The 26549-nt window shown below is 56.9% G+C and carries 12 protein-coding genes and 2 pseudogenes; 8 read left to right on the top strand and 6 right to left on the bottom strand.

The window, feature by feature from the left end:
• Window positions 1-272: 272 nt before the first annotated feature.
• Window positions 273-953, top strand: coding sequence for a deoxyribose-phosphate aldolase (deoC, locus tag JWR17_RS23880; protein WP_299835479.1), 681 nt, complete (start codon window positions 273-275; stop codon window positions 951-953).
• A 169-nt stretch (window positions 954-1122) separates the two neighbouring features.
• On the opposite strand, the gene otnI is transcribed toward deoC, so the two are convergent.
• From otnI to JWR17_RS23855, 5 genes are all read right to left on the bottom strand, one after another.
• A complete protein-coding gene (otnI, locus tag JWR17_RS23875; protein WP_299835477.1) occupies window positions 1123-1914 on the bottom strand; it encodes a 2-oxo-tetronate isomerase in 792 nt (263 codons plus the stop codon).
• Between the two features lie 65 nt (window positions 1915-1979).
• Window positions 1980-2618: an aldolase gene (locus JWR17_RS23870; protein ID WP_299835476.1), complete on the bottom strand. Its 639-nt coding sequence runs from the start codon at window positions 2616-2618 to the stop codon at window positions 1980-1982.
• Window positions 2615-3907, bottom strand: a complete 1293-nt coding sequence (otnK, locus tag JWR17_RS23865) for a 3-oxo-tetronate kinase (protein ID WP_299835474.1) — start codon at window positions 3905-3907, stop codon at window positions 2615-2617. The genes JWR17_RS23870 and otnK overlap by 4 nt, the downstream gene beginning before the upstream one ends.
• 129 nt (window positions 3908-4036) lie before the next feature.
• Entirely contained in the window at window positions 4037-5011 is a 975-nt protein-coding gene (denD, locus tag JWR17_RS23860) for a D-erythronate dehydrogenase (protein ID WP_299835472.1), read from the bottom strand.
• A 14-nt stretch (window positions 5012-5025) separates the two neighbouring features.
• Entirely contained in the window at window positions 5026-6336 is a 1311-nt protein-coding gene (locus JWR17_RS23855) for an MFS transporter (protein WP_299835470.1), read from the bottom strand.
• Window positions 6337-6497: 161 nt separating this feature from the next.
• Between JWR17_RS23855 and JWR17_RS23850 the strand changes: the two genes are divergently transcribed.
• From JWR17_RS23850 to JWR17_RS23820, 7 genes and pseudogenes are all read left to right on the top strand, one after another.
• Window positions 6498-7274 (top strand): FadR/GntR family transcriptional regulator, encoded by a 777-nt coding sequence (locus JWR17_RS23850; RefSeq protein WP_299835468.1) that lies wholly within the window; start codon window positions 6498-6500, stop codon window positions 7272-7274.
• Window positions 7275-7543: 269 nt separating this feature from the next.
• Window positions 7544-8698 carry an acyltransferase gene (locus tag JWR17_RS23845; RefSeq protein WP_299835466.1) on the top strand — a complete coding sequence of 385 codons (1155 nt, stop codon included), beginning with the start codon at window positions 7544-7546 and terminating at the stop codon, window positions 8696-8698.
• A 219-nt stretch (window positions 8699-8917) separates the two neighbouring features.
• Window positions 8918-10606, top strand: coding sequence for a ShlB/FhaC/HecB family hemolysin secretion/activation protein (locus JWR17_RS23840; protein WP_299835464.1), 1689 nt, complete (start codon window positions 8918-8920; stop codon window positions 10604-10606).
• A 34-nt stretch (window positions 10607-10640) separates the two neighbouring features.
• Window positions 10641-21665 (top strand): hemagglutinin repeat-containing protein, encoded by an 11025-nt coding sequence (locus tag JWR17_RS23835; protein ID WP_299835463.1) that lies wholly within the window; start codon window positions 10641-10643, stop codon window positions 21663-21665.
• 19 nt (window positions 21666-21684) lie between these two features.
• Window positions 21685-22467: an Imm49 family immunity protein gene (locus tag JWR17_RS23830; RefSeq protein WP_299835461.1), complete on the top strand. Its 783-nt coding sequence runs from the start codon at window positions 21685-21687 to the stop codon at window positions 22465-22467.
• A gap of 161 nt (window positions 22468-22628) precedes the next feature.
• Window positions 22629-24812, top strand: a pseudogene (locus tag JWR17_RS23825) (hemagglutinin repeat-containing protein); the annotation flags it as partial.
• Between the two features lie 520 nt (window positions 24813-25332).
• Window positions 25333-25473, top strand: coding sequence for a hypothetical protein (locus JWR17_RS23820; protein ID WP_299835459.1), 141 nt, complete (start codon window positions 25333-25335; stop codon window positions 25471-25473).
• Here JWR17_RS23820 and JWR17_RS23815 read toward each other — a convergent pair.
• A pseudogene (locus JWR17_RS23815) lies at window positions 25470-26549 on the bottom strand (aminotransferase class III-fold pyridoxal phosphate-dependent enzyme); the annotation flags it as partial. The gene JWR17_RS23820 and the pseudogene JWR17_RS23815 sit on opposite strands and share 4 nt — an antisense overlap.

Below are 26549 nucleotides of genomic sequence, written 5' to 3'. Positions count from 1 at the left end.
ACCTCGTGCATCGTGGGCGGCGATCACAAATGTGAGTGCAAATCACATTTGAAAATCTGGACCTCATCTTGGGATGTGTCAAGACGGCTTGTTAAATTTTTAACAAAAAGGGTAAAAATTACCGCAGCGGAAGTTTCTTCGGTCCAGGGCCTGGAAAGGAGTAACAAGGGCGGTCGCAAAAAATATTTTACAATGTAAGAATATTCACATTTAATGATTTAAAATTAACATCCGGCAGCTACCTCGCTGCATTCCTCGGAAAGGACATCGCCATGCCAGCCACTGCAACTCAATTCGCCGCCCACATCGACCACACCCTACTCGCTGCTGACGCTTCGCAAGCCGCCATTCGAAAGCTGTGTGACGAGGCCATCGAACACGGTTTCAAATCGGTGTGTGTCAACAGTGCCAACGTCCCACTGGCCGCAGAGTGCTTGCGTGGCGCATCGCCACTGGTGTGTGCAGTGGTTGGCTTTCCGTTGGGCGCCGGTTTGAGCGCGGCCAAGGCATTTGAAGCCCGCGCGGCGATTGAGGCCGGTGCGGGCGAAATTGACATGGTGCTGAATATTGGATGGCTCAAGGACGGTTTGCTGGATCAGGTGCGCGCTGACATTGCTGAGGTGCTGAGCGCTTGTGATGGGGTGACGCTTAAGGTGATTCTGGAAACCGGCCTGCTCAACGAGGCTCAGAAAATCCACGCTTGCGAAATATGCCGCGAGTTGAACGTTGGTTTTGTTAAAACGTCCACCGGGTTTGGCCATGGCGGCGCAACGGTTGATGATGTGCTGTTGATGCGCAGGGTGGTGGGTCCCGACATCGGCGTCAAAGCGTCAGGTGGCGTACGGGATGCCGTGACCGCTCAAGCCATGCTCGACGCTGGCGCCACGCGCTTAGGCACCAGCTCCGGGATCGCCATCGTCAGCGGCGGCAAAGTCGCGGCTCAGGGGTATTGATAATCTGCACTCTGTAGCAGGTCGTCCAGACGCCTCGCTGTCGCGCAGCAAACACAAATCTGTTCCGGACCATTCCGACGATCTCCTGTTGGAGCTAACTTGTTGGCGAGGCGGGCAACGCGGTTTATCGGGCGAACCGCTTCGCCAACAAGTTGGCTACAGATAAACGCTAAACCGACTGCGCTCGCCAATCGCGCAGCCACTGCAAGCCCTCGGATGTATTACCCCGGGGGCGGTACTCGCAGCCCACCCAGCCGCTGTAGCCCAATTGATCGATGAGGTTGAACAGGTACGGGTAATTCACTTCGTTGCTCATGTCCGGTTCGTGGCGATCAGGTACACCGGCAATTTGGATATGACCGATGCCGTCGAAGTCGCGGCGAAGCGTGGTCGCTACGTCCCCTTCGACGATCTGGCAATGGTAGATGTCGAACTGGACCTTAAGATTGGGCTTGCCGATTTCTGTGCAGACGGCTTGGGCCTGGTGCTGATAGTTCAGAAAAAAGCCCGGAATGTCTCGGGTATTGATTGGCTCGAGGAGCACGGTTATCCCGACCTTGGCCGCCTCGGTTGCCGCGTGGTCGAGGTTTTCCAGGTAGGTCCTATGGTGACTGGCGCGATGGGATTCGGACGGCAGCAGGCCGGCCATGACATGAATTCGGTCGTTGCCCAATACCGCTGCATATTCCAGAGCCTGACGGAAGCCACTGCGAAATTCGGCTTCTCGACCGGGCAGGGACACGATGCCTTTTTCGCCCGCCGCCCAGCTGCCGGGCGGGGCGTTGAACATGGCTTGAACCAGGCCGTTATCGTCCAGCCGTTGCTTCAGTTCTTGCGCGGTGTAGTCATACGGAAACATAAATTCCACGGCCCGGAAACCATCGGCGGCGGCAGCGGCGAAGCGGTCAAGAAACTCATGCTCGGGATAGAGCATGCTGAGGTTGGCAGCAAAACGGGGCATGGTGACTCCTGAAATAACCAATTAATCCAATGGCCGATGTCAACTACACCACAGCAGATGGTGTGTTACCACTGAGCGCCAAATACGTCCCGCAGCTCATCCAATGCAGCCTGGTCAAGGGGCGCCGGTTTTGGATGGCTCATTAACCAGAGACGGGCGGTTTCTTCCAGCTCTTCCAGGGCGTAACTGGCCTTGGACACAGAGCTTTCCCACACCACCGGCCCCAGTCGTTCCAACATCACGCCGCGTACGCTGTTGGCCAGTTGTGCTACGCGGTCAGCCACGTTCGGTGATCCGGGGCGTTCATACGCAATTAACGGAATGTGCCCGACCTTCATCACTTGGTAAGGGGTCAGCGGCGGTAAAATGTCGTCTTCATGCCAAACGCCCGCCAGGGTCAACGCGACCAAATGGGTCGAGTGGGTGTGGACCACACCGCCGACGCCAGGGTTGCGGTCGTAGACCTGACGATGAAGTGCCAGGGTTTTTGAGGGTTTGTCGCCTGACACCCACTCTCCAGCAAGATTGACCTTGGCGATTGACTCGGGGTGTAAGCGACCCAGGCAAGCGTCAGTCGGCGTAATCAGCCAGCCGTCATCCAGGCGGGCACTGATATTGCCCGCGCTGCCAACCGTGTAGCCCCGACCATACAACAGGCGGCCAACCTCGCAGATCTCTTGGCGCAATGCATTTTCGTCGATCATGACAAGCCTCCGGCCAGTTGATGAAGCGCCTTGGCGAAAAAGTCTCGGCCCCCAAAATTCCCCGACTTCAGTGCCAGCGCAAGGGGTTGTCCAGTGAGACTGACGGTGGCTGGCACGCCGGGGTCAATCTGTGCACCTATTTGCAATAGTTGAATACCCAATGCCTGAACCACTGCCCCCGAGGTTTCTCCGCCCGCAACCACAAACCGCCGAACCCCAGCTTCGCGCAGGCCGACGGCAATGGCGCCCAGGGCTTGCTCAACCAGGCTGCCAGCGCGTTCGACTCCCAACTGCGTTTGTACGGCTTTGACTTCGTCGGGGCTACTGGTGGCATAGATCAATACCGTTTGGGGGTTATTACGGGCGAAGGCCAATGCGCTTTCCACCACCGGTTGGCCCTTGGCTAACCCCAGGGGGTCGATTCGAAAGGCTGGGCGACCCGCCTCGATCCAGGCAGCAACCTGGCCGTTGGTGGCCTGGGATGCGCTGCCCGCGAGCACCGCTTCGCCGCCCCCGACAGTGGGCACATGGGCAGCGTCTATTTCTTTCAATTTGCCGGCGCGACGAAAGTTGCCTGGCAAGCCCAGCGCCAGACCGGAACCGCCGGTGAGCAAAGGCAGGTCTGCGCACGCTTCACCGAGTACGTACAAGTCGGCGTCGGACAGTGCATCGGCAACCGCCATGCGCACGCCGTCGGCACGCAACTCAGCGATGCGCGCCCGAACGCTGTCGACACCTTTGGATACAGTGTCGTAACGCAACAAGCCGACGTTGGCCTGGGTTTGCGATTGCAGCACGCGCACCAGGTTTGCGTCGGTCATGGGTGTCAGGGGGTGATGTTGCATGCCGGACTCGCTGAGCAGTTGATCATGTACGAACAAGTGACCGCGAAAAATCGTTCGACCGTTTTCCGGAAAGGCTGGGCAGGCGAGGGTGAAGTCACTGTCCAGTGCTTCCAGCAAGGCTTCGCTGACCTGGCCGATGTTGCCGGCAGCGGTGGAATCGAACGTCGAGCAGTATTTGAAGAATATTTGTTCGCAGCCACGCTCACGCAGCCAGCGCAGGGCGTCGAGGGATTCCTTCACCGCATCGGCGGCAGAAACTGTACGCGATTTAAGGGCGATAACGATGGCGTCAGCATCGAGTTGATCGGCGATGTCAGCGCTGGGAATACCAATGCTTTGTACCGTGCGCATGCCTCCGCGAACCAGCATGTTGGCGAGGTCAGTGGCACCGGTAAAATCGTCTGCAATACAGCCCAGCAAAGGGCGGTCAGGGAATGTCGTCATGTTCGGTTCCTCGATCAAAATTCTGCAGGACCGCTGTCGCGCAGCACGCATAGAGCCCGCTCCTACAAATTTCCCCAATAAGCAATAAGTTATGCGTTGCCCTATGGAAGCGTGCAGCGGTACCCGCCCTTATTGCGGCAGATACTCGCTCATGAACTGCGTGATCACCTCAGCAAAATCAGCGTCTGCGGTAAACCCGATATCCTTCGCGTAATCGGCAGAAAACGCCCCAGGCCACGAACCGACGATACGCTCGATGGCCGGGTTGCGTTCCATGCGAATCCGCCCGGTAACCGCCTCGCCTGCTGTCTGGCGCAGCGCTTCGATCATTCCTTCGACGGTTATCGACAGGCCGGGCATATTGATTACTCGGCCCCGGGTCAGTTGCTCTTTCGATAACTCGTGCCCGTGGATCAGGTTTCGAATCGCCAGTGCCGGCGACATCAACCATAGACGCGTTTCCACCGGCACTGGGCAAACACTGTCTTGGCCATTGAGCGGTTCGCGGATGATGCCGCTGGCAAAGCTAGAGGCGGCCAGGTTCGGTTTGCCCGGTCGCACCACGATGGTGGGCATGCGCAGGCTGCGGCCATCGACGAACTCACGGCGGCTATAGTCAGCCAGCAGCAAATCGTTCATGGCTTTTTGCGTGCCGTACGAACTTTGTGGCGCCCAGACATGGTCGTCCGGCACCGTCTGCGGCAGCGCGCCGCCGAACACCGCCACCGAACTGGTCATGACCCATTTAGGGCAGGTGCCGATCTGGCGAATCCGCTCAAGCAGGTTTTGCGTTGCGCTGAAATTGATCCGCATGCCCAGTTCGAAATCCGCTTCGGCCTGGCTGGAAACCACCGCTGCCAAGTGAAATACGCTGTCGGTATGGGCGTCGAGGAGGCTGTCCAGCGTGGCGCGGTCTGAGATATCGCCACAGACCACTTTAATCCGCGGATCATTAATGCCTTCCAGGGGCAGCATGTCGAACGCGGTGATTTGCGTAATCGCCGCGGTCTGGCCGTTGCGGTTGGTCAGCGAGCCACGCAACAGCAGGGCTTCTATCAGGCGTCGGCCGAGGAAACCAGCCGCGCCAGTGACGAGAATATTCATTAATGCTCCAAACGTCAGTGGTTGACGAGTTTTCCGGGAATTCTGAAGATCAATAGCGCGCCGAGAAATAAGGCGCTGGCCATGACGTACATGCCAATGGTGGTGCTCTGGGTCATGTCTTTGAGGAAACCCATGAGGTAGGGCGAGACGAACCCGGCGAGGTTGCCGCATGAGTTGATCAGCGCAATACCGGCGGCCGCTGCGGTGCCGCCGAGGAACGCGGTGGGCAGGCTCCAAAACAGCGGAAGGGTGCTCAAGGCGCCCATGGCACCGAGGGTCAGGCCGATCATGGAGATGGTGAAGTTGTCACTCCAGGTGGCGGATATCAGCAAGCCAATGCCACCCACCACGGCGGTCAGAGCCAAGTGCCAGCGGCGCTCGCGAAGTTTATCTGCGCTGCGGGATACCAAAAGCATGGTCACTGCGGCAGCGGCATACGGAATCGCCGTCAGCAGACCAACGTGCAAGACATCGCTGACCCCGGCCTGGCGGATCAGCGTCGGCAACCAGAAGCCCACGGTGTAGAAACCGGCAATCATGCAAAAGTAGATGCCGGTCAGTAACCAGATGCGCGGCTGACGGAACACCTGCCTGACACTGCTGACCTGATGAGCGTCGGTTTCAGCGTCAATACGTCTCTGCAGCAGAGATTTTTGTTCAGTGGTCAGCCAGCCGGCCTGGGAAATACGGTCACTGAGGCAAAAAATCACCAAAATACCGACTGCAATTGAAGGCAATCCTTCAAGGAAAAACAGCCATTTCCAGCCTGCGTAGCCGTGAACGCCGTTGAATGCGGTCATGATCCAGCCAGACAGTGGCGCACCGATGAGCCCGGACAGCGGCACGGCGGTGGCGAACAGGGCAAACATCTTGCCTCGGCGGTGGGTCGGGAACCAGTAAGACAAATAAAGGATTACGCCCGGATAAAACCCGGCTTCAGCGAGGCCCAGCAGAAAGCGCATGACGTAGAACGACATCGGAGTGCTGACCAAGGCCATTCCAGAAGAGATGATGCCCCAGCTGATCATGATCCGTGCAATCCACAGCCGGGCGCCAACCCGGTGCAGGATAAGGTTGCTGGGGATTTCCACAAGGAAGTACGCAATGAAGAATATCCCGGCGCCGAGGCCGTAGACCGCTTCGGAGAAATGCAGATCGTCAGACATCTGGAGTTTGGCGAACCCGACGTTGACCCGGTCCAGGTAAGCGACGAGGTAACACAGCAACAACAGCGGCAAGATACGCCACGCAACTTTGCGGTAAGCCATATCCTCGAAGCGATCAGCGGGCACGCCGACGGCGGTTTGAGTCAACGATTCAGTCATTTCTTCCCCATCCTTATTTTTTTATAGGGTGATTCTGTTTTTATTGGACTGCCTGAACTGACTGAATATCATAATACGTCATACGAATTCAAGGGCGACAACCAAAGCGGACGCGGTGGCTAAAATGCAGTACCGTTTACCTATTTGCTCCAGAGAACTTTATGCGCAGTCTTGAAATTACACCCCGTCCCGGCAACCCACTGGCTGTTTTGAAAGATACCGCCAAAGGCACGCTGGCCGACCAGGTGACCACCGCACTCAAGGCACACATTGCCAGCGGCGAAGCGCTTCCGGGTGCGCGGCTGCCCACCGAACCGGTATTGGCCGAGCGTTTTGGAGTGAGCAGGACGGTAATTCGCGAAGCCATTTCACGGCTCAAGTCGGCCGGCCTGGTCGAGGTGCGCCAAGGCAGCGGGACGGTGGTGTGTGAGGGCGCGCATATCAAGGCATTCACCATTGATTTCGATGTGTCCGGATCGATTGAGGCGGTACTGCGCGTGACTGAGTTGCGCCGTGGTATCGAAGGCGAGGCAGCAGCGCTGGCTGCGCAACGGCACACGCCACAACAGTTGCAGGCCATCGAACAGGCGCTTGAGGCCATTAACGTCGCCGAGCGCGCGGGCCATGACGGCGTTGAAGAAGACCTGTTATTTCACCGCTCGATTTCTCAGGCTACTGGCAATCCGTTGTACCCGTCGTTGCATGAGTTTATTGCGCAGTTCATCAAGGAAGCGATTCGCATCACCCGATCCAACGAAGAGCGTCGTCGGGACTTGGCGAAATCGGTGCATATCGAGCACTTCGCGGTGTACGCCGCCATCGCCGCCAAAGACCCGGATGCCGCGCGTAATGCCGCGCTCAAGCACATTAACAACGCGGTAGAACGGCTGAAAAGCGCTGACCCGACGTTCTGGCAAAGCCCGGTATTGAGGAAATAATAGCCGTCAGGTCTTTGGCTGCCAGAGCACGCTGGTCGGTTTGCCTCTTCATGAGCTTTTGTTTCATCTATCGTGCTGCAAACCACCGATCCATCGCCGATGTGCGTTTGGCCTTCGGTCACACTTCCGTTTACGTATTGACGGGCGATGTCGCCAGCTTTTCTATCCAGCAGTAGCGACGCCGCTTTGGCTGTTATTCGGTTTCATGTCCAGTCGCAGCACTCCGCCGACGTAGCGGGGGTTGCCCTCTGTATAAAAAGGCCTCAGCCATGAACATCATGCATGTGATTCGCCAGCTTTATCCCAGTGTCGGCGGAATGGAAAACTACGTGAGAAACGGCGCCAGCGAGCAGGTTGTTCTCGCTGAGGCTGCGGCCCACACGCCAGCCCCGACGTTTGTGTACCTGCAATACCTGCGCGGCGCGGCGGCGTTGATGGTGGTTTACTTCCACTCCGTGGTGCAGATGAAAAACCTTGGGATAACCGCTGTTTTGCCTCAGTTTGGCGAATCTGGCGTTGATCTGTTTTTCGTATTGAGCGGGTTTTTGATGTGGGTGACCACCTCCCGTTCGAACGTCACCCCTGCCGGTTTCATTCGCCGACGCTTGATCCGTATCGTGCCGTTGTACTGGGGTTTGACCCTCGCTGCGGGCGCCTTGGCGTTGATTGCCCCGCAATTACTGAAACATACGGTCATCGAGACGACGCACTTCATTTCGTCGTTGTTGTTTTTCCCTGTTCAGAACCCAGGCTACCTCGATAACCCAGACCTGAGCACGCGACTTGCTCCCGTGTTGATCCCCGGCTGGACGCTTAATTACGAGATGTTTTTTTACGTGGTGTTTGCCTGCTTTGTTTCGTTGAAAGCGCCGCTACGACTGGTGCTGGTGCCTACCTTGTTCGCATTGCTGTGCCTGGTGGGGGCCGTTGGTGGCTTCGGTTACAGCGCGCTGAGTTTCTACTCCAATCCGATCATCTTCGAATTCGTTTTCGGCATCATCATCGCCGTGCTGGTACAACGAAACGCGCTGCTGCGCCCGCCGTTGGCTGTTGCGTTATTGAGTGTAGCGCTGGCCGTGCTGATCTTCGACAACGTGACCGAAGTCCCGTCCGGTCGATTTATCGTTTTTGGCCTGCCGTCGGCGCTGATCGTTTACAGCGCCTGCTGCCTGGAGTTAACCACCGGGGCCAGACACCTGCGCCTGCTCAAAGCCATTGGTGACGCGTCCTACAGCCTGTACCTGACCCACGTTTTTACCTTGGTCCTGTGTCGGCTGATATTCACCCGTCTTACTCAGTCGGGTTCGCTGCTGACTCAATGTGCGTTTGTGGTGCTTTGCCTGGTGTTGTCGAGTTTGGTTGGGATTGGGGTTTATCGGCTTTATGAAAAGCCGGTCGGGCAGTATTTGGGGCGGTTTAAGTAATTGTCGCGCGGATATAGAAAAACCAAGCAGCGCATCGCGATGCTGCCTAGCCGTCTAAGAAAGAATGTCAGGCTCGTTACAAAGTCGTACTTTGTTGAAATATTATGTAGCAATAAATTGACGTCATAAAAACATCGCATTACCATTGATGGCATATTGATATTGATTGTGCCATCGAAGGAACGAGAATATGTGGGTCATCATCCTCGGGATGAGGTTATGTTTTATTGCGTTGCTGTTAAGTTTTTGTGCGCTGAGCCAAGCCTGGCTGCTCCCGGACCGACTCCCGGCGAACAAGACCTGATTCGCGATCGCCAGGATCGCCTACTCGAAGACCAACGCAAGCGCCTTGATGACCTACAAGAACTCCCAGGCAAACAAAGCCTGCCCAGCGCGCCGCCGGCCCCAGCCGAGACCCGCTGCTTCAGCATCCAGCACATCGAGATCAAAGGCGCCGAGCATCTTTCCGACGCGGACCGCCAACAACTGACGCGTCCATTCCTTGGCCAATGCCTGGGCGTCGGCCAGCTCAACGAACTGCTAAAAGTCATCACCGACCTGTACCTCGACCGAGGCATGGTCACCACCCGCGCTTACTTGCCGCAGCAGGATTTGTCCCACGGCAACCTGAGCATTCTGGTGGTTGAAGGCAAGCTTGAAGGGCTCAAGGCCGAAGACGGCAGCGGCTTGACCCCTCGCGAATTGGCCATGAGTTTCCCCGGCAGCGAGGGCGCGATGCTCAACCTGCGCGAGATCGAACAGATGGTCGATCAGCTCAACCGCCTGCCAAACAATCACGCGCAAATGGAGCTGACTCCCGGCAAAGCAGTCGGTGGCAGCCAGGTGCTGGTGAAAAACGCGCCCGCAGCGCCGTGGCAAGCGTCGTTGTCGCGCAACAACAACGGTCAGAAAAGCACTGGCGAACAACAGGCATCAGTCGGCCTGGAATGGGACAGCCCATTGGGCCTCTCCGACCAGTTGATGTTGCGCGGCGGCCATGATCTGGTCAGCGATCACACCAGTACCTCGAAAAACGCCTTCCTGTATTACAACCTGCCGTGGGGCTGGTGGAACTTCAGCTACAGCTACAGCCAGAGCGATTACCGCTCCGAAGCGCAAGCCAATACCTTCAGTTTCAAACAAACCGGCGACAGCGAAAATCATCAGTTGCGCGCCGAGCGAGTGATCTACCGTGACGCGGTCAGCAAAACTTCGCTCAACGTCGGGCTCGCGTATTTGCGCAGCAACAACTACATCGAAGACAGCCGCATCGACGTCAGCAGCAATCGTCTCAGCGAAGCCCAGTTTGGCCTCAACCACGGCCGTCGTATCGGCAGCGCGTTCATCAACATCGACCTTGGCATGCAAGACGGCATCGGCGCGTTCGGTTCTCAAAGCGACGACCGCACCAGTGCCAGTCAACCCGACGCTCGTTATCAAAAATACACCGGCACCTTGAGTTACCTGCAACCATTCAAGCTGTGGGACCAATCCCTGAATTTCAGCAGCCTGATGACCGGCCAGCACAGCGAAGACGTGCTGTTCAGCCCGCAACGCATGAGCTTGGGCGGGTTGTCGTCGATCCGTGGCTACAAGGACCAAACCCTGTCCGGCGACAGCGGCGGTTACTGGCGCAACGATCTGCGCTGGAGTCGCCCGGTGAGCTGGAGCTGGCTGCGCCCGGTGCTTGCCGAATACGGCACCAGCCTCGGCTACGACCAAGGCGTGATCAGCCGTGACCGCTACAACGGTGCTGAACACGGCCGGGTCTCCAGCGACTCGGTGGAGTTATTCGCCCGTGGTCAGCACCTGTCAGCCAGCGTCACGTTCGCCCATTCACTGGAGCGCCCCGGCGCCTTGAACGAGCACGAGACGCCGATTTATTTCCAGATGGATTTTTTCCTCTAAGCCCTTTTAACGCTTGCCGCATCGAGATACTGACATGGACGTTCGCCAACTCGCTTTCCTTGCTCGCCAGCCCTCAGCTGAGATAGCCCCGCGCGAGCGTTTTTGGGGAATATCCAAGCGCGGGATTGCGCTGATTCTGGCCAACGCCATGTTTTGGCAACCGCTGCTGGCCCAGGCGGGCGGCGTGGTAACCAGTAATCCAGCGACCAGTCTCGGCCAAGCGGCGAACGGTGTGCCGATCGTCAACATCGCGGCGCCCAACAGCGCCGGTCTGTCGCACAACCAGTATCAGGACTACAACGTCGGCAGCCAGGGCCTGATCCTCAACAACGCCACCAATAGCACTCAATCCACGCAACTGGGCGGGATCATTCTCGGCAACCCGAACTTTCACGGCAGCGCCGCCAGCATCATTCTCAACGAAGTCAACGGCGGTAACCCAAGCCAGCTCAATGGCTACACCGAAGTCGCGGGGCAGGCTGCGCACGTCATCGTTGCCAACCCCTACGGCGTCAGTTGCAATGGCTGCGGCTTCATCAACAGCCCACAAGTCACCCTCAGCACCGGCAAACCGATCCTCGACGGCAGCGGAAAGCTCGATCACTACCAGGTCGATGGCGGCAGCGTCAGCCTCGATGGTGCGGGTTTGAACGCGACCAACATTGACCGTTTCGAGATTGTTACCCGCTCGGCCAAACTCAACGCCGAACTGCACGCCAATCAGTTGACCATCGTCACCGGTCGCAACGACGTCGACGCGCAAACGCTGGCCGCGACTCCACGTAGCGCCAGCCCGGCCGACGCGCCAGCACTGGCCATCGACTCCAGTGCTTTGGGCGGGATGTACGCCGGGGCGATCAAACTGGTGGGCACCGAAGCCGGTGTCGGCGTGAAACTGGCCGGCAACCTGGCGGCCAGCGCCGGTGATATTGAACTCGACGTCAACGGCCACCTGAGCCTGGCCCAAACTGCCGCCAGTGGCGCGGTCAAAATCAACGCCGCCAGCGCCGAGGTCAACGGCCCGGTGTACGCCGGCAGCAGCCTCGCGATCAGCACCACGGGCGACCTCAACGCCCAGCAAAACCTCGCGGCGCGGGACAGCATCAGCCTGTCCAGCGGCGGTCAGTTGACCAACAGCGGGATCATTGAAGCCGGGGTCAACGCCGACAACAGCCGCAACAGCACGGGTGATGTCAGTGTCACGGCGCAGAACTTCACCAACAGCGGCAGCTTGATCGCCAGCCGTACCCTGCAAGCTACCGTCGCGCAAACCTTGTTCAATCAGGGCGGGACCATCAGCGGGCAGGGCAGTGCGCAGATCAGCGCGGGCACGCTGGATAACCAGAATAACGGTCGGGTGTTGAGCAACGGCAGCCTCGCCGTGACAGCTGACCAATTGCTCAATACCCAAGGCCTGATCAGCAGCAACGGCGATCAAACGATTCACGCCACCACCCTGAATAACCAGAACGGCAGTTTGACCTCCCAAGCCGCATTGACCGTCAGCGGCACCACGCTGAACAACAGCACCGGCACCTTACGCAGCCAGAAAAACCTGACTGTCCAACTGACCGGCGACCTTAACAACACCCAAGGCCTGCTCAGCAGCGAAGGCTTGCTCAGTGTCAGCGCCGCCAGTCTGCTCAACCGTCTGGGCAGCCTGTCCAGCGCCGGGCAATTGAGCGTCAACAGCAGCGGTTTGGTGGATAACCAGGGCGGGCAACTGGTCACCGACGGCGGCCTCGACCTGCACAGCGCCAGCCTCGACAACAGCCACGCCGGCAGCCTCAGCGGCAAAGGCGCGCTCAGCCTCAGCACCGGCGCCTTCGACAACAGCCACAACGGCAGCCTCAGCGGTGGCAGCACCCTGGCGCTCACCGCCGGCCAAGTCACCAACCAGGACAACGGCCGCATCGCCAGCGCCGGGGCCTTGTCCGCCAGCGTCACTGGTCTGGACATGCTCGGTGGCCAACTGTTCAGCAACACAGCGCTCTCCCTCGACCTCAACCACGGCCAACTGAACAATCAGAACGGCCTGATCAACGCGCCGATTCTGGTACTGAACAACCTCAACGGCGTCGCCAACCAGAACGGAGAAATCTCCAGCGCCAGCGCTTTTACCCTGGCCGCCGATAGCCTCGACAACAGCAACGGCAAACTGCTCAGCAACCAGGCCCTGACCCTGCGCATCAACCAGACGCTGACCAACCTCAAAGGCCTGATCGCCGCCGCAGCGCTGGACGCCCACGCCGGCAGTCTGGACAACAGCGGCAGCGGTACGGTCACCAGCCAAAGCACGCTCGGCCTGACTGTCGACGGGCTGTTGAACAACCAAACTCAGGGCCTGATCAACGCCACGACCCAACTGACCATCAGTAGCGGCAACCTCAACAACCAGGGCGGCTCCCTGCTCGGCAGCGGCATCGCCCTGGATTTCGCGGCCATTGGCGGCGACCTGAACAACAGCGCCGGCCTGATCACCACCAGCGGCCAACTGACCGTCAACCACCTGCGTGACCTGAACAACCAGAACGGCGAGCTCTCCAGTAGCCAAAGCTTCAGCCTCACCGGCCGCACCCTCGACAACACCGCCGGCAAACTGATCAGCAGCGAGCAACTGAGCCTCAACGCCGTCAGCCTGCTGAACCCCACCGGCTTGATCTCCGGCTGGTTAGGCCTGAGCGTCAGCGGCGGTAGTCTCGACAACCACAACAATGGCACGCTCTCCAGCCGCAGTGGCGATGTCAGCGTTAGTCTCAGCGGCGCCTTGCTCAACAGCGCCAACGGCGCGCTGGTCAGCCAAAATGCCCTGACGGTCAACGCCGACAGCCTGGATAACAGCGGCGGCATTCTGTCCAGCGGCAGCGGCCAGACCCTGACCGTCGGCGGGCTGCTGAACAACGGCGCCAACGGCCTGATTGACAGCGGTGCAGGGCTGACTGTCCAAGCGCTGACCCTGAGCAATATCGCCGGGACCATCAACGCGCAACAAGCCTTGAATATCAGCGGCACCGATCTTGATAACACCAGCGGCAGCCTGGTCGGCAACGCCGCCGTCACCCTCGACCTGCTGGGCAGCCTGACTAACACCAACGGCAAGCTCGCCAGCGCCGGCCCACTGCTGATTCAACACGCCAACCAGATCAACAACCAGGGCGGCCAACTCGCCAGCCAAAGCCTGCTGACCCTGTTCACCGGCGGCCTCGACAACAGCAACCACGGCACCGTCGCCGCCAGCGGGCAACTGCTGCTAACCGCCACCGGCGCCGTGCAGAACAACGCCGACGGCCTGATCTACAGCCAAAACGCCGACCTGCACCTGAACGCCGCCAGCCTGGCCAACGGCAAAGGCACCCTGCAAAGCCAGGGCGCACTGGGCGTCACAACCACCGGCGACATCGACAACCAGAGCGGCAAAATCATCGCCCAAACCGGCGACCTGACCCTCAGCGCCAACAACCTCGACAGTCGCGGCGGCGTGCTCTCGAGCCTGCAAGCGGCCTTCAGCGCGCACCTCACCGGTGTGCTGAAAAACGGCTACGACCTGAATAACAACAGCCAGGGCGGCATCACCCAGGCGCAAAACCTGACCATCAGCGCACTGGGCGGCATCGATAACGACGGTGGCCGCATCTCCGCGCAAACCGGCGACGCCCTGATCACCACCGCCGACTTCGACAACCGCAACGGCGGCCTGTACGCCAAAGGCAAAATCAACGTCACCGGCAACAACTTCGACAACAGCGGCAGCAACGACGGCCAGATCGCCGGCAGCCAGATCGACCTCAGTCTGAGCGGAGCGCTGAATAACCAACTGGGCATCATCGAAAGCGACAGCATCCTTAATATCACTGCGGCCAGCGTCAACAACCAGAGCGGAAAACTGCGCGCCCTTGGCACCAGCGGCGTTACCCAATTCACCATCGGCGGCCTGCTCGACAACCGCAACGGCACCCTCGAAAGCGCCAACACCGACCTCAACCTCGGCGCCGGCAGCTTCCTCAACGCCGGTGGTAGTGTGCTGCACGTCGGCACCGGCACCCTTGGCATCTCCACTGCGAACGTGATGGGCGCGGGGGGCGGCAGCATGGTGACTCGGGGTGGTTTGACGCTGAATGCCGATACTTGGGCCAACGATGCGGTGATTCAGGCGGGGCGCTTGACGGTTAATGTTAATAACTTGAGTCAGACGGCGACTGGGCAGTTGTTGGCGTCCAGCGTGTTCAGCGGCAGCGGTGGCAATTGGAGTAACGATGGGCTGATCGCCAGCGATGGCACTCTCAGCCTGAATGTAAGCGGCGCCTATGGCGGCAACGGACGCCTGAGCAGCGCCGGCACCCTCGGCCTCGGCGCAGGCCAAGTCAACATCGGCAGCGTCGGCAGCATCGCGGGCGGTAGTGACACCACGCTGAACGCGAGCGGCCAGCTCACCAACTACGGTCGCGTGACCTCCAGCGCCGGCATGCTGCTCAACGCGGGCAGCGTCGGCAACTACGGCACCCTCGGCAGTGCGCAGGCACTGACCGTCACCACCGGCTCACTGGTCAACGACCACGGCCTGATCTTCAGCGGCGGCGCGATGTCGCTGCGGGTTGCGGACTTCACCAACAGCTACGCCGACGTCTACAGCCTCTCAACGCTGAGCATCGACCGTGACGGTGCCGGCGGGTTCGCCAACAGCATCGTCAACAGTTCGTCGTCGATTCAAAGCGACGGCAACATGAGTTTGGCGGCCAGTACGATTCAGAATATTCGGGCGGTGTTGACCGTTAATGATGCCGGGATTTATACCGCTGAAATCTACGAACTACCCTGCGTCGAAAGTCACGACGTGGGCGACTGCAGCGGTAAGCAGAACCACGTTTGGCAACTAGTGGAGCGTGAAAAACTGGAAGTGACTGCCGCCAGCGCCGCCTCCACCATCACCGCCGGTGGCAACCTGAGCATCAAGGGCGGCGACCTGGTCAATCAGAGCAGCAACATCGCCACCAGCGGCAGTTTGACCGCCGTGCTTAACAACCTGACCAACAGCGGCGTGGAAACCAGTGACATTGAATACGCACGTGCGTTTCGCAGCGAACGGACCAACAACGCCAGCGGCTGGACCGCCGCCGCGGCCGCGCTGACCAATCAATACTGGTACCAGAGCGCCAACTACAATCCGAACAACCTAAGTGGTCTGGAAGCCGCTATCGCCAGCTTCATCGGCACCACAGAAACCCAAATCACCGAGCACACCAGCACCACGCAACTGGCCACCGGCGACCAAACCTACTCGGCGGTGATTCAGGCAGCGGGCGCAGTCAACATCAGCACCCAAAACAACTTCGACAACAGCGTCGTGCGCGCTGGCTACAACTACATCGGCAGCGGCCCGCGCACCAACACTGACACGCCGGGTACTGCGTTCTCCACCCTCGTGACCCTCAATCAACAATTGCCACCTGACCTCGCTCAACAGCAGGTCAACCCCACAACCTTGCCCGGCTTCGACCTGCCCACCGGGCAAAACGGCCTGTTCCGCCTGAGCGGCCAAGACACCAGCACCACCAACAACGGCACGCAAAACTGGTCACTCGGTGGCGCCAGTGTCAGCACCGCTCAACACCAGGCGCAGTCCGGTTCCACAGCGCAAGGCCTGACGAGAGTGCAAGGCGTGCCCACCAGCGCCAGCACCTCCCAGCCACAGAAATACCTGATCGAAACCAACCCGGCACTCACCGACCTCAAGCAATTCATGAGTTCGGATTATTTGCTCGCTGGCCTCGGCTATGACCCTGACGACAGCGCCAAACGTCTGGGCGATGGCCTCTACGAACAAAAGCTGATTGAACAAGCCATCGTCGCTCGTACTGGTCAGGCGTTCATCGACGGCCAAACCTCCAACGAGGCGCAACTCAAATACCTGATGGACAACGCCATCGCCAGCAAAAACGAGCTGAACCTGACCGTCGGAGTCACCCTCACCGCCGAACAGGTCGCGGCACTGACCCACGACATCGTGTGGATGGAAGACCAGGTGGTGGACGGTCAGCACGTGTTGGTGCCGGTGCTGTATTTGGCTCAGGCGGATAATCGGTTGGCGCCTAATGGGGCGTTGATTCAAGGCTCTGACGTCACGTTGATTGCGGGTAAAAACCTCGACAACGCAGGCACGCTGAAGGCCACCAATAACCTCGCCGCTACGGCCGGTAATGATTTGGTTAACAGCGGTCTGGTGAGTGCGGGCAGTCGGCTTGACTTGCTGGCTGGTAATGACCTGACCAACAAGGCGGGCGGCGTAATCGCGGGGCGTGATGTGAGTCTTATCGCCATCAGCGGCGATGTAATCAACGAACGTACTGTCACCACCCACGACAGCAGCAATGGTTATTACACCCAAGAGCGGCAATTCGCCGACAGCGCGGCTCGCGTCGAAGCGGCCAACAGCCTGACCATCCAGGCAGGCCGCGACATCAGCAATACCGGCGGCGTACTGCAAGCCGGCAGCGACCTCAGCCTCACCGCTGGCCGCGACGTCAATATCACCTCGGCGCAAGTGCTCAACAGCGACGCTCATGGCACTAACAACAACAGCGAAACCATTGTTCAAAACGGTTCCAGCGTCACAACGGGTCATGACCTGACAGTTCAGGCCGGGCGTGATGTGACGGCAGTCGCCAGTCAGATCAGTGCAAAAAATGACGTGTCTGTTGCAGCTGCAGGGAATTTGATTCTCGCTTCGGCAGCGGATGAAGAACACAGCTACAGCAAGACCAAGAAGTACACCAGTCAGGAGGATCACGTCAGTCAGGTGTCGACGGTGGTGACGGCGGGGGGAAGCGTCGCGTTGAGTGCGGGCAAAGATCTGGATGTGATTGCCAGTAAGGTCAGCGCGACAGACGAAGCGTATTTGTATGCTGGAAAGGACCTGAACTTGCTGGCGGCTGAGGATACGGACTACTCGTATCTGTCGAAAACCAAGAAGGGATCGTGGGGCAAGAAAAGCTCGAAGATGAGCGAGAGTGAGAGCGATACGGCGATTGGTTCTGTAATTCAGGCAGGAACAAAACTAGTCATTTCTGCTGCTCAGGATATTAACGCGCAGGGCGCGACGCTGAGTGCAATAGGGGCGCTGCAAGCCAGCGCGGGCCGCGACATCAACTTGGACGCAGCCGAAAACTCTAGTAGTGAAGCCAGCGCTAATTCGAAAAAAGGGTTCTTTTCCAGTAAGTCTGATAGCAGTTCTTCTAGCCAGACCACGGTTACCAGCACTGAGTTGCATGGTCAAAATATCGACCTGCAAGCGGACAATGACATCGTCTTAAAGGCCGCTGCGCTCACGGCACAACAGAACGTTCAGCTCTCTGCTGGTAGAGACGTTGTAATCAGTACAGTTCAACAGGGCGAGCAATCCGGGCAGTCCAGTCAATCAAGCAAGTTTGGATTTAATATTGTAGGGGCACCTTCGCTAACCCAAAAAGCTCAAGATAACCAACAGGGTTCAACTCAAAGCATCGGCAGCAGCATTAGTGCCGGAACCCTTGATATCAAGAGCGGCCGGGATACGACCGTACAAGGCAGTACGTTAGTAGCCGACAGCAACATTCAGATTGATGCCGGTAGGAATTTCAATGTCGTCAGCGCTGAAAACACCTCGACTTCTGATGCCAGTTCAAGCAGTAAAAAAGCCGGAGAAATCGGCTCTTGGTGGCAGGACGCAATGGGCGTCGTCAAGTTAAAGGACGGCAATCAGAACGACACCACTCAGCAGTCAGGAAGTCAGATTGCCTCTTTGGGTGGCAACGTTGGCCTGACCGCTGGTGACCAATACAACCAAATTGCGAGCAGCGTTATTGCACCCGCTGGCGATATCTCGATCAAAGCCAAACAGGTAGATATCGAGGCGGGTTTCGATAGCCTGGGCACCGACCATACACAGAGTGCTAACCGAACAGCCATTGGCGGAAGCATCGATATACCGCTGGTGAACGCCGTACGCGGGATTCAAGACGCCGCGCAATCGGCAGACAAAACGTCCGACGTACGCTTTCAGGCTTTGGCCGCAGCCAATGCCGCGATGAGTGCAAAGCAAGCCTACGATGCCGCTCAAACGCTGATGAGCGGCAATCAGACCGGTATTAAAGTCAGCGTTAACCTAAGTAACAGCCAAAGTCACAGTGAAAGCAGTGAATCTGGCCTCAATGTCGTACCCAGCACTGTTGCCGCGGGCGGCGATGTCAGCATCATTGCGACCGGCGCAGGCCAAGCCAGCACGCTCAACGTAATTGGTAGCAGCATCAACGCCGGACATGACGTTGATCTTAAAGCAGACGGCGATATCAACCTGCTGTCTGCACAAAATACTGCGACTCAGAACAGCACTAACGCTAACAGCGGTTGGAGTGTTGGGGTTGGCTTCAATCTGGGACAAAAAAACGGTTTTACATTGGACCTAGCTGCAAATGCGGGTAAGGGGAATGCCAACGGCGACGATGTAACGCAAACCAACACACAAGTGAAGGCTGGAAATGCAGTCCATCTGGACAGTGCTGGTGACACTACAATAAAAGGCGCTGTCGTAGCTGCAAACCAGGTTCAGGCCACTGTTGGCGGTAATCTAACGCTCGAAAGTGTCCAGGACACCAGCACCTTCACATCGAAACAAACGAATGCGAGCGTTGGCGTAAGCCTCTGCATCCCACCTTTTTGTTTTGGTGCCAGCAGCGGCAGTGGTTCTTTTAGCCAGCAAAAAATGGACAGCGACTACGCCAGCGTCTCCGAGCAATCGGGCATAAAAGCGGGCGATGGTGGTTTTCAGGTCGATGTGAAAGGCAACACCAATCTGGTTGGTGCTGTAATCGCAAGTACCGATCAGGCTGTAAAAGATGGGAAAAACACACTGTCGACGGGGTCTTTGACCTCTTCGGACATCAAAAACAAAGCAGATTATGACGCCACCAGCATTGGCCTGAGTGGTGGCATCGGTGGCACTCTCGGTCGGGACGGAGATGGCAACGTAAAAGCTGGCGCGCCCGGACCGCAAGTCTCTACGGTCGATCATTTGGGTGCCAACATCCCCGTCATTTTATCCGCCAGCGGCAGTGCTAGCAGTATTACGCAGAGCGGTATTAGTGGTGCCACGGTCAAAATCAACGACGAGGCCAAACAGCAAGCGCTAACTGGGCAAACAGCTGCACAGACCGTCGCTGCAATTAACACTGATGTCTCTAGTGACAAGGACGGCAGCAACAAACTTAAACCAATCTTCAATGCTGATGAAATTCAGGGCGATTTCTATATTGCTGGCAAGTTCGTACAGAACGTTGGCGTCTATCTGGAATCGCGCGCCAAAGAAATTGACGACAAAACTGCGCAAATCAAAAAGAATGAGGCAAGCGTACAAAACGCCGATTTAAGTGATGACGACCGCCAGAAGCTGATTGATGACACGGTCGCGTTAAAAGCAGACATAAAACAAATATCCAATGACTGGGGCGCTGGCGGCACTTATCGACAAATTGCTACTGCACTGGTGGCCGGTATTTCCGGAAACGTCACCGGCGTAAGTAGCGAGTTTGCGCAAAACATGCTTGTTAGCTACATCCAGCAACAGGGCAGTGATTACATTGGCAAGCTGGTGGTTGCTGGCGAAATTCAGGAAGGCGATCCGATCCATGCGGCCTTGCATGCCATTATGGGCTGCGCTGGAGCGGCTGCCAGCAGCCAGAGTTGTTCCGCCGGTGCGTTGGGCGGGGCTGCGAGCAGTATTCTGACCAATCTTTTTGCCAACACTAATCCAGACGAAACCCAAGCTGAGCGCGAAGCTAAGAGTAATTTGATCACTAGCTTGGTAGCTGGGATCGCGGCAATGGCCGATCCAAGCGGTGCAGCAACGGCAACGAATGCGGCAACGGCGAATGTTGATAACAACTGGTTGGCTACCCAGCAAATTGTACAAGCTCAGAAGGAATACGATGCAGCCACCGGTTTGGTGGAAAAGTTAGGCGTCGTTGCCAAGTGGAGTTTGGTTTCGAGCAAGCAAGACATATTGACCACATCCGGCATTGGGGCAGGTATCGCTCAAGGCGGTTGGCAGGACGTAGAAGGGCTGTCTCAATTCTTAATTCATCCCATCGATGGTCTGCAAGGCCTAGCATCCGTTGTAAGCGATCCGAAGGTTCGAGCTTCACTCGGAGACACGGCAGTAAATAGCTTGCTGGCCAGCATTGATAGAATGAAGGTTTCGCTCGAAACGGGTGGCGATGCTGAGGCTGTGCAACTTGGGCGTGATCTGGGTCAGTTGATTTATACAGTAGGGAGTATTGTTACTGGGATTGGTGGCGCTGCCAAGGCGGGCGTAACGCTTGGAAAAGTAGGAATTGAGGTTTCCAGCAAGGCACTGGGGGCATTTGCCGGCAAAAGCAGCTTGGAAATCAGTGATGACCTTGCGCGTTTGGAAGCGTCCACTAGCAAAAACTTGAATTCCGTTACTCTTCCCAAAAATCCGGAAGGGGTTGTCGTCGCTGATCCTCCTATTATATCCAAGCCCCCGGTTACTATAAAATCAGGTTTACCCGCCATTGATGAGCTTCCCGCAGTCGAGCCTACTGCGGGAGGTTATGTCAGCGGGGGCAAACTCAGTCAAAGCAGTTATGCTATTACCGACTTGACAGATGCTGAAAAGTCTATAGCTGCGACGATAGCTACAGGCGTGGACAAAACTGGTGCATTGACGGAAGACCTAGTGGAGTCAGTAGCGCAGAGGCAAGGTCTACAGGCCCTTGATGGCGGAAAATATGGGAGTAATAACGGTTTTGACCATGTATATGTTGGCCCGGATGGAAGCGTGATTGTGCTTGATTCGAAGCAGATCGATGGTGGGTTTTCGTTGAGTACTGCGGCTGATGGAATTGTTCAGATGTCTGATAAATGGATCTATAAGGTTTTGGATAGTTTAGACAAAGGTTCCGATGCGTACAACGCCGTCTCAAAAAGTATTGAAAATGGTAGTTTGATCAAAGGAGTGGCCGGTGTTGATCGAAGCACCGGACAGCTGATTATTGTTAAGGTTAAATAATATTAATAAGGATTTGGATATGAATATAATCCCTGATATGGCTCGATCTAGATTAGAACATATAGACTCGCACCTTGATGGTGGGTTTGATATTTATCGACTCGCTAATAATGTTGAGACTGGTCAAGGCGATCCGGCTGCTTGCTCAGAGCGACTTGCGTCGCACGCATATGCTAAAGGAATGCACGCTTGGTTTAGAATGGAAGATTTATATGCAATGAAAGAGTGGTTCTATATATCGGGGCGTTTAAATCAATATGCTTCTCAGGTTAGAAGCGATAAAATGAATTTCCTTTATAAAATGCTTGAGTTCATGAGGCCATTAGTTTCTGATAATCAGCAATTGATTGACTGGTTTTGCCAGTTTTCCGAAATACGAGATGTTAAAAGAATTGAATCTGTGACCACCCCCGATTATACCGGTTACCAGATAGTGTTGGCGGTTAAGGGCGAGTGGGAACTGTTGTCCGAACGATGCTTACAAATGAGCGCCAAGCCACCCAAGGGGAAAACTGCCCGATTTTTGCTAGACAATGAGTTCTTCGCAGCGCTAGCAAAGGGTGATATAAGGTTAATGGAAGGCGTTTTAGCTGAACTCATTTCACCCAAACAGATTCGTGCGAGGGCGAGTGCCGAAGGTGGCTATTCTGAAGGTTTAATTTCGACCTTTGGTGTTATTTTTTCAAAAATCGCTTGGCGTCATGGTTATGAAGTGAAGGTGGACAGTCCCTATATTCCTGCTGAGTGGCTTCCAGTAAAACCATTGTCTGTTTATGATCCCCATTACAGATTTTTAAAATGAACTGAGCTAACATCTGTGAGAGTTTCAAGCGTGTCAGTAAGCGGGAGGAAAGAAGTAAGGTGGTTCAGGAGTGTTTGGCTGATGCCGAATCTGGACAACTCCTGAACATAGATAATGGTAACCTTCTGACCTTCATGCTTAATAACTTTACCAACAGCGATATCGAAACCAGTCCGGCAATTACCGGCCTCAAGCAATTCATGAGTTCGGACTACCTGTTGGCCGGCCTCGGTTACGATCTTGACGACAGCGCCGAACGCTTGGGCGACGGCCTGTACTAAGAGACCCTGGTTCAATGGGCAGTCGTTGCCCGCACCGGCCAAGCCTTCATTGATGGTCAGACCTCCAACGAGGCGCAGCTCAAATACCTGATGGACAACGCCATCGCCAGCAAGGACGCGTTGGACCTGATCGTAGGTGTCAGCCTCACCTCCGAGCAAGTCGCCGCGTTGACCCACGACATCGTGTGGATGGAAGACCAGGTGGTGGATGGTCAGCATCTATTGGTGCCGGTCGTCTATCTGGCCCAAGCCGATAACAATCTCGCTCCCAACGGCGCGCTGATCCAAGGCAGCGATGTCACCCTTATCGCCGGCCAAAATCTGGATAACGCCGGTACCCTCAAAGTCACCAACAACCTGTCCGCCATGGCGGGTAACGACATGGTCAACAGCGGTCTGCTCCAGGCCGGCGGTCGCCTTGACCTGCTGGCGGGCAACGACCTGACCAACAACGCTGGAGGCATCATCGCCGGTCGTGACGTCAGCCTGACCACTGTCAGTGGTGATGTGGTTAACGAACGCACCGTCACCACGGCGCAAGCGTCCGATGGTTACCGCAGCACCAGCAACGATTACGCCGACAGCGCTGCGCGTATCGAAGCCGCCAACGACCTGACTATCCAAGCGGGCCGCGACGTCAACAACGTCGGCAGCGTTTTGCAGAGCGGTCACGACACCACGATCAGTGCTGGCCGAGACGTTAACCTCGTGTCTGCGCAAACCGAAAACAACTACACCATTGGAACCAAATACACCGACGACCACATCACTCAGTTGAGCGGTAGCGTCACCGCCGGTGGCGACCTGTCAGTCCAGGCCGGTCGCGACATCACTGCAGCCGCCAGCCAGATCGCGGCAAAAAACGACGTGTCCATGGCGGCCACTGAAAACCTCACCCTAAGCTCGGCTGCCGACGAAGACCACTTCTACTCTAAGACCCACCACGTCACAGAGCAAAAAGACCACGCCGAACAAGTCTCGACCACGGTAACGGCCGGCGGCGATGTCACGCTGAGCTCCGGGCAGGACATGACCCTGGTCTCCAGCAATGTGACGGCGGGCAAAGAGGCCTATCTGGTCGCTGGCGGACAACTTGATTTGCTGGCCGCACAAGACAGCGATTACTCGCTCTATGACATGAAGAGGAAGGGTAGCTTCGGTAGTAAAAAGAGCCGGAAGGATGAGGTTACCCAAGTCACCAATATCGGGAGCGAAATCACTACCGGGGGTGATCTGACTTTGGTCAGTGGGGGAGATCAGCGTTATCAGGTTGCCAAGCTCGACAGCGGTAATGACCTGACGATTTATAGCGGCGGGAAAATTACCTTTGAGGGTGTGAAGGACTTGCACCAAGAGAACCACGAAAAAACAGACAACAGCCTTGCATGGACGTCTATGGCAGGCAGTGGTGTGACTAATGAAACCTTGCGTCAGAGTGAACTGATCGCTCAGGGGAACGTAGCGATCAATGCGGTGGACGGCCTGCACATCGACATTAAGCAGGTGAATCAGCAAACCGTGAGTCAAGCCATTGATGCCATGGTTGCGGCCGATCCACAAATGGCTTGGTTGAAATATGCCGAACAGCGCGGCGACGTCGATTGGCAACTCATTAAAGAGGTGCATGAGTCTTACGAGTACAGTCACTCGGGGTTAGGTGTTGGGGCGATGCTGGCAATTATCATCATCATCACGGTACTTACCGCTGGGTCAGGCACCGCCGCAGCTCTTTCCGCTTCCGCTTCCTCTAGTGCGTACAGCGCAGCTATAGCCGTAGGTTTTTCGGACGCGGCAGCAGCAGGTATTGCAACCGCCGCCGGCGCGGCTGCTGTCGCTGGCATGTCAGCGGCGCTGTCTCAAACCGCAATCAGTGCGATCAACAACAAAGGTAATTTAGGCGCCACTCTCAAGGACGTTACCTCCCCTGAGAATCTCAAAGGATATTTAGTCAGCGGGCTGGTGGCGGGTTTTGCAACCGGTGTGCTCGATAAGGCGTTTGGTGTTTCAGCAAAAGATGCAGGGAAGGCCACTCACGGTTTCACACTCGGGGATATGGACGGCTAACGATTAAATCCGGCCATCCTATCCGGAACAATTTCGGTAGCTGTTTTCCTGCTGATCAATAGTGGTGGTGCGATCACTTTTGAGGGCTGCTAGAGGGGAAAATTTCGCCAGTGGTGCCATCGCAGGTGGCGTGGCGGAGGGATTGACGCCGATTGCAAACGCTATCTGCGGAACAGAGTTTGGTTATGATGACTCTTCAATGGTGCACTCAGAATTGCGTAAAAAATGGGTTGCTAAAGGGGGGCCTTGGTGGAGTAGACATCAGCTTTCGCCACCTGATGGGGATCTGTTAGACAGTTAAAACGTACCGCGAATTTTAATAGTTGGCGCAAAAGAGAAAAGAGGACTGTCCCCTTTTTTGCACTGGCACCCTGACGTCATCGGATTGTTTTGTTCGCCGGCGGCGATGCCCGGCGATGGCCTCTACGAACAACGCTTGGTGGATCAGGCAATCGTCGCCCGCACTGGCTAGGTTTTCATCGATGGCCAGACCTCCAACGAGGCGCAGCTGAAGCACCTGATGGATAACGCCATCGCCAGCAAGGACGCGCTGAACCTGATCTTGGGCGTCAGCCTCGCGCGGGTTCAAGCCCTGCCGAGCAGCGACACTGCGTCCCAACCGAAATACCGTAAGCGCTCCATAAACCCCACCGACTTCTAGATGGGTGGCGCGCTCAGTTGGGCGATGGCGATATAGGAGGAGTTAACCGCACTCAACACCCGAACAAGCCCATCCACAATCATGCGCACCTCTTCATCGTTAACGGTCAACGGCGGCAGCAGCCGGATGGTCTGTCCGCGAGTAACGTTGATCAACAGCCCGAAATCCCGCGCGGCGATTAACGTCAAATCCCGGCAGGGGCTGACGAGTTCAATGCCTATCATCAATCCCAACCCGCGAATTGCGAGCACGTTCGGGTGATCGCCCAATTCAGCGCGCAAGGCGGTGAGTAGCCGTTGGCCCTGGCGTTCGGCATTGTTCAGCAGTGCCTGGTCTTCGATGATATCCAGCACGGTGCAACCGACTCGGCAAGCCAGAGGATTGCCGCCAAAGGTACTGCCATGGCTGCCGGGGGTGAATAACTGTGCGACTTTTTTCCGAGCCAGGCAGGCGCCAATGGGGATGCCATTGCCCAGGCCTTTGGCCAAGGTCAGCACGTCCGGGACGATGCGTTCGTGCTCGAAGGCAAACATCAGGCCGGTGCGGCCAATGCCGGTTTGAATTTCATCGAGCATCAGTAACCAGCCACGACGGCTGCAAAGGTCGCGTAGCGCTTGCAGGTAACCGGCGGGGGCGACCTGGACGCCCGCTTCACCTTGAATCGGCTCCACCAACACGGCGGCAATCCGAGCGCCATAGGTCTCGGCAACCTTGTCCAGCGCGGCACTGTCGCCAAATGTGACTTTGATAAAATCCCCTGGCAGCGTGTGAAAGCTCAGGCGCACGGCAGGTCCGTCGCTGGCCGACAATGTGCCCAATGTCCTGCCATGAAACGCGTTGTCCATAACCACGATCAGTGGCCGCTCAATACCTTTTTTCCAGCCATGTAAACGGGCCAATTTCAGGGCGGTTTCGTTGGCTTCGGCTCCGGAATTGTTGAAGAACGCCTGATCGAGTCCAGACAACAGTGTCAGCCGTTGCGCCAAACGCTGCTGCCAATCGATGGATTAAAGGTTCGATGTGTGCAGCAGAAAGCCTGCTTGTTATCTGATGGCCGCAACGATTCTTGGGTGTGA

Origin of the sequence: Pseudomonas sp., assembly GCF_028293835.1 — a bacterium.
Lineage (GTDB): Bacteria > Pseudomonadota > Gammaproteobacteria > Pseudomonadales > Pseudomonadaceae > Aquipseudomonas.
This window is presented reverse-complemented; position numbering and strand designations above follow the sequence as displayed.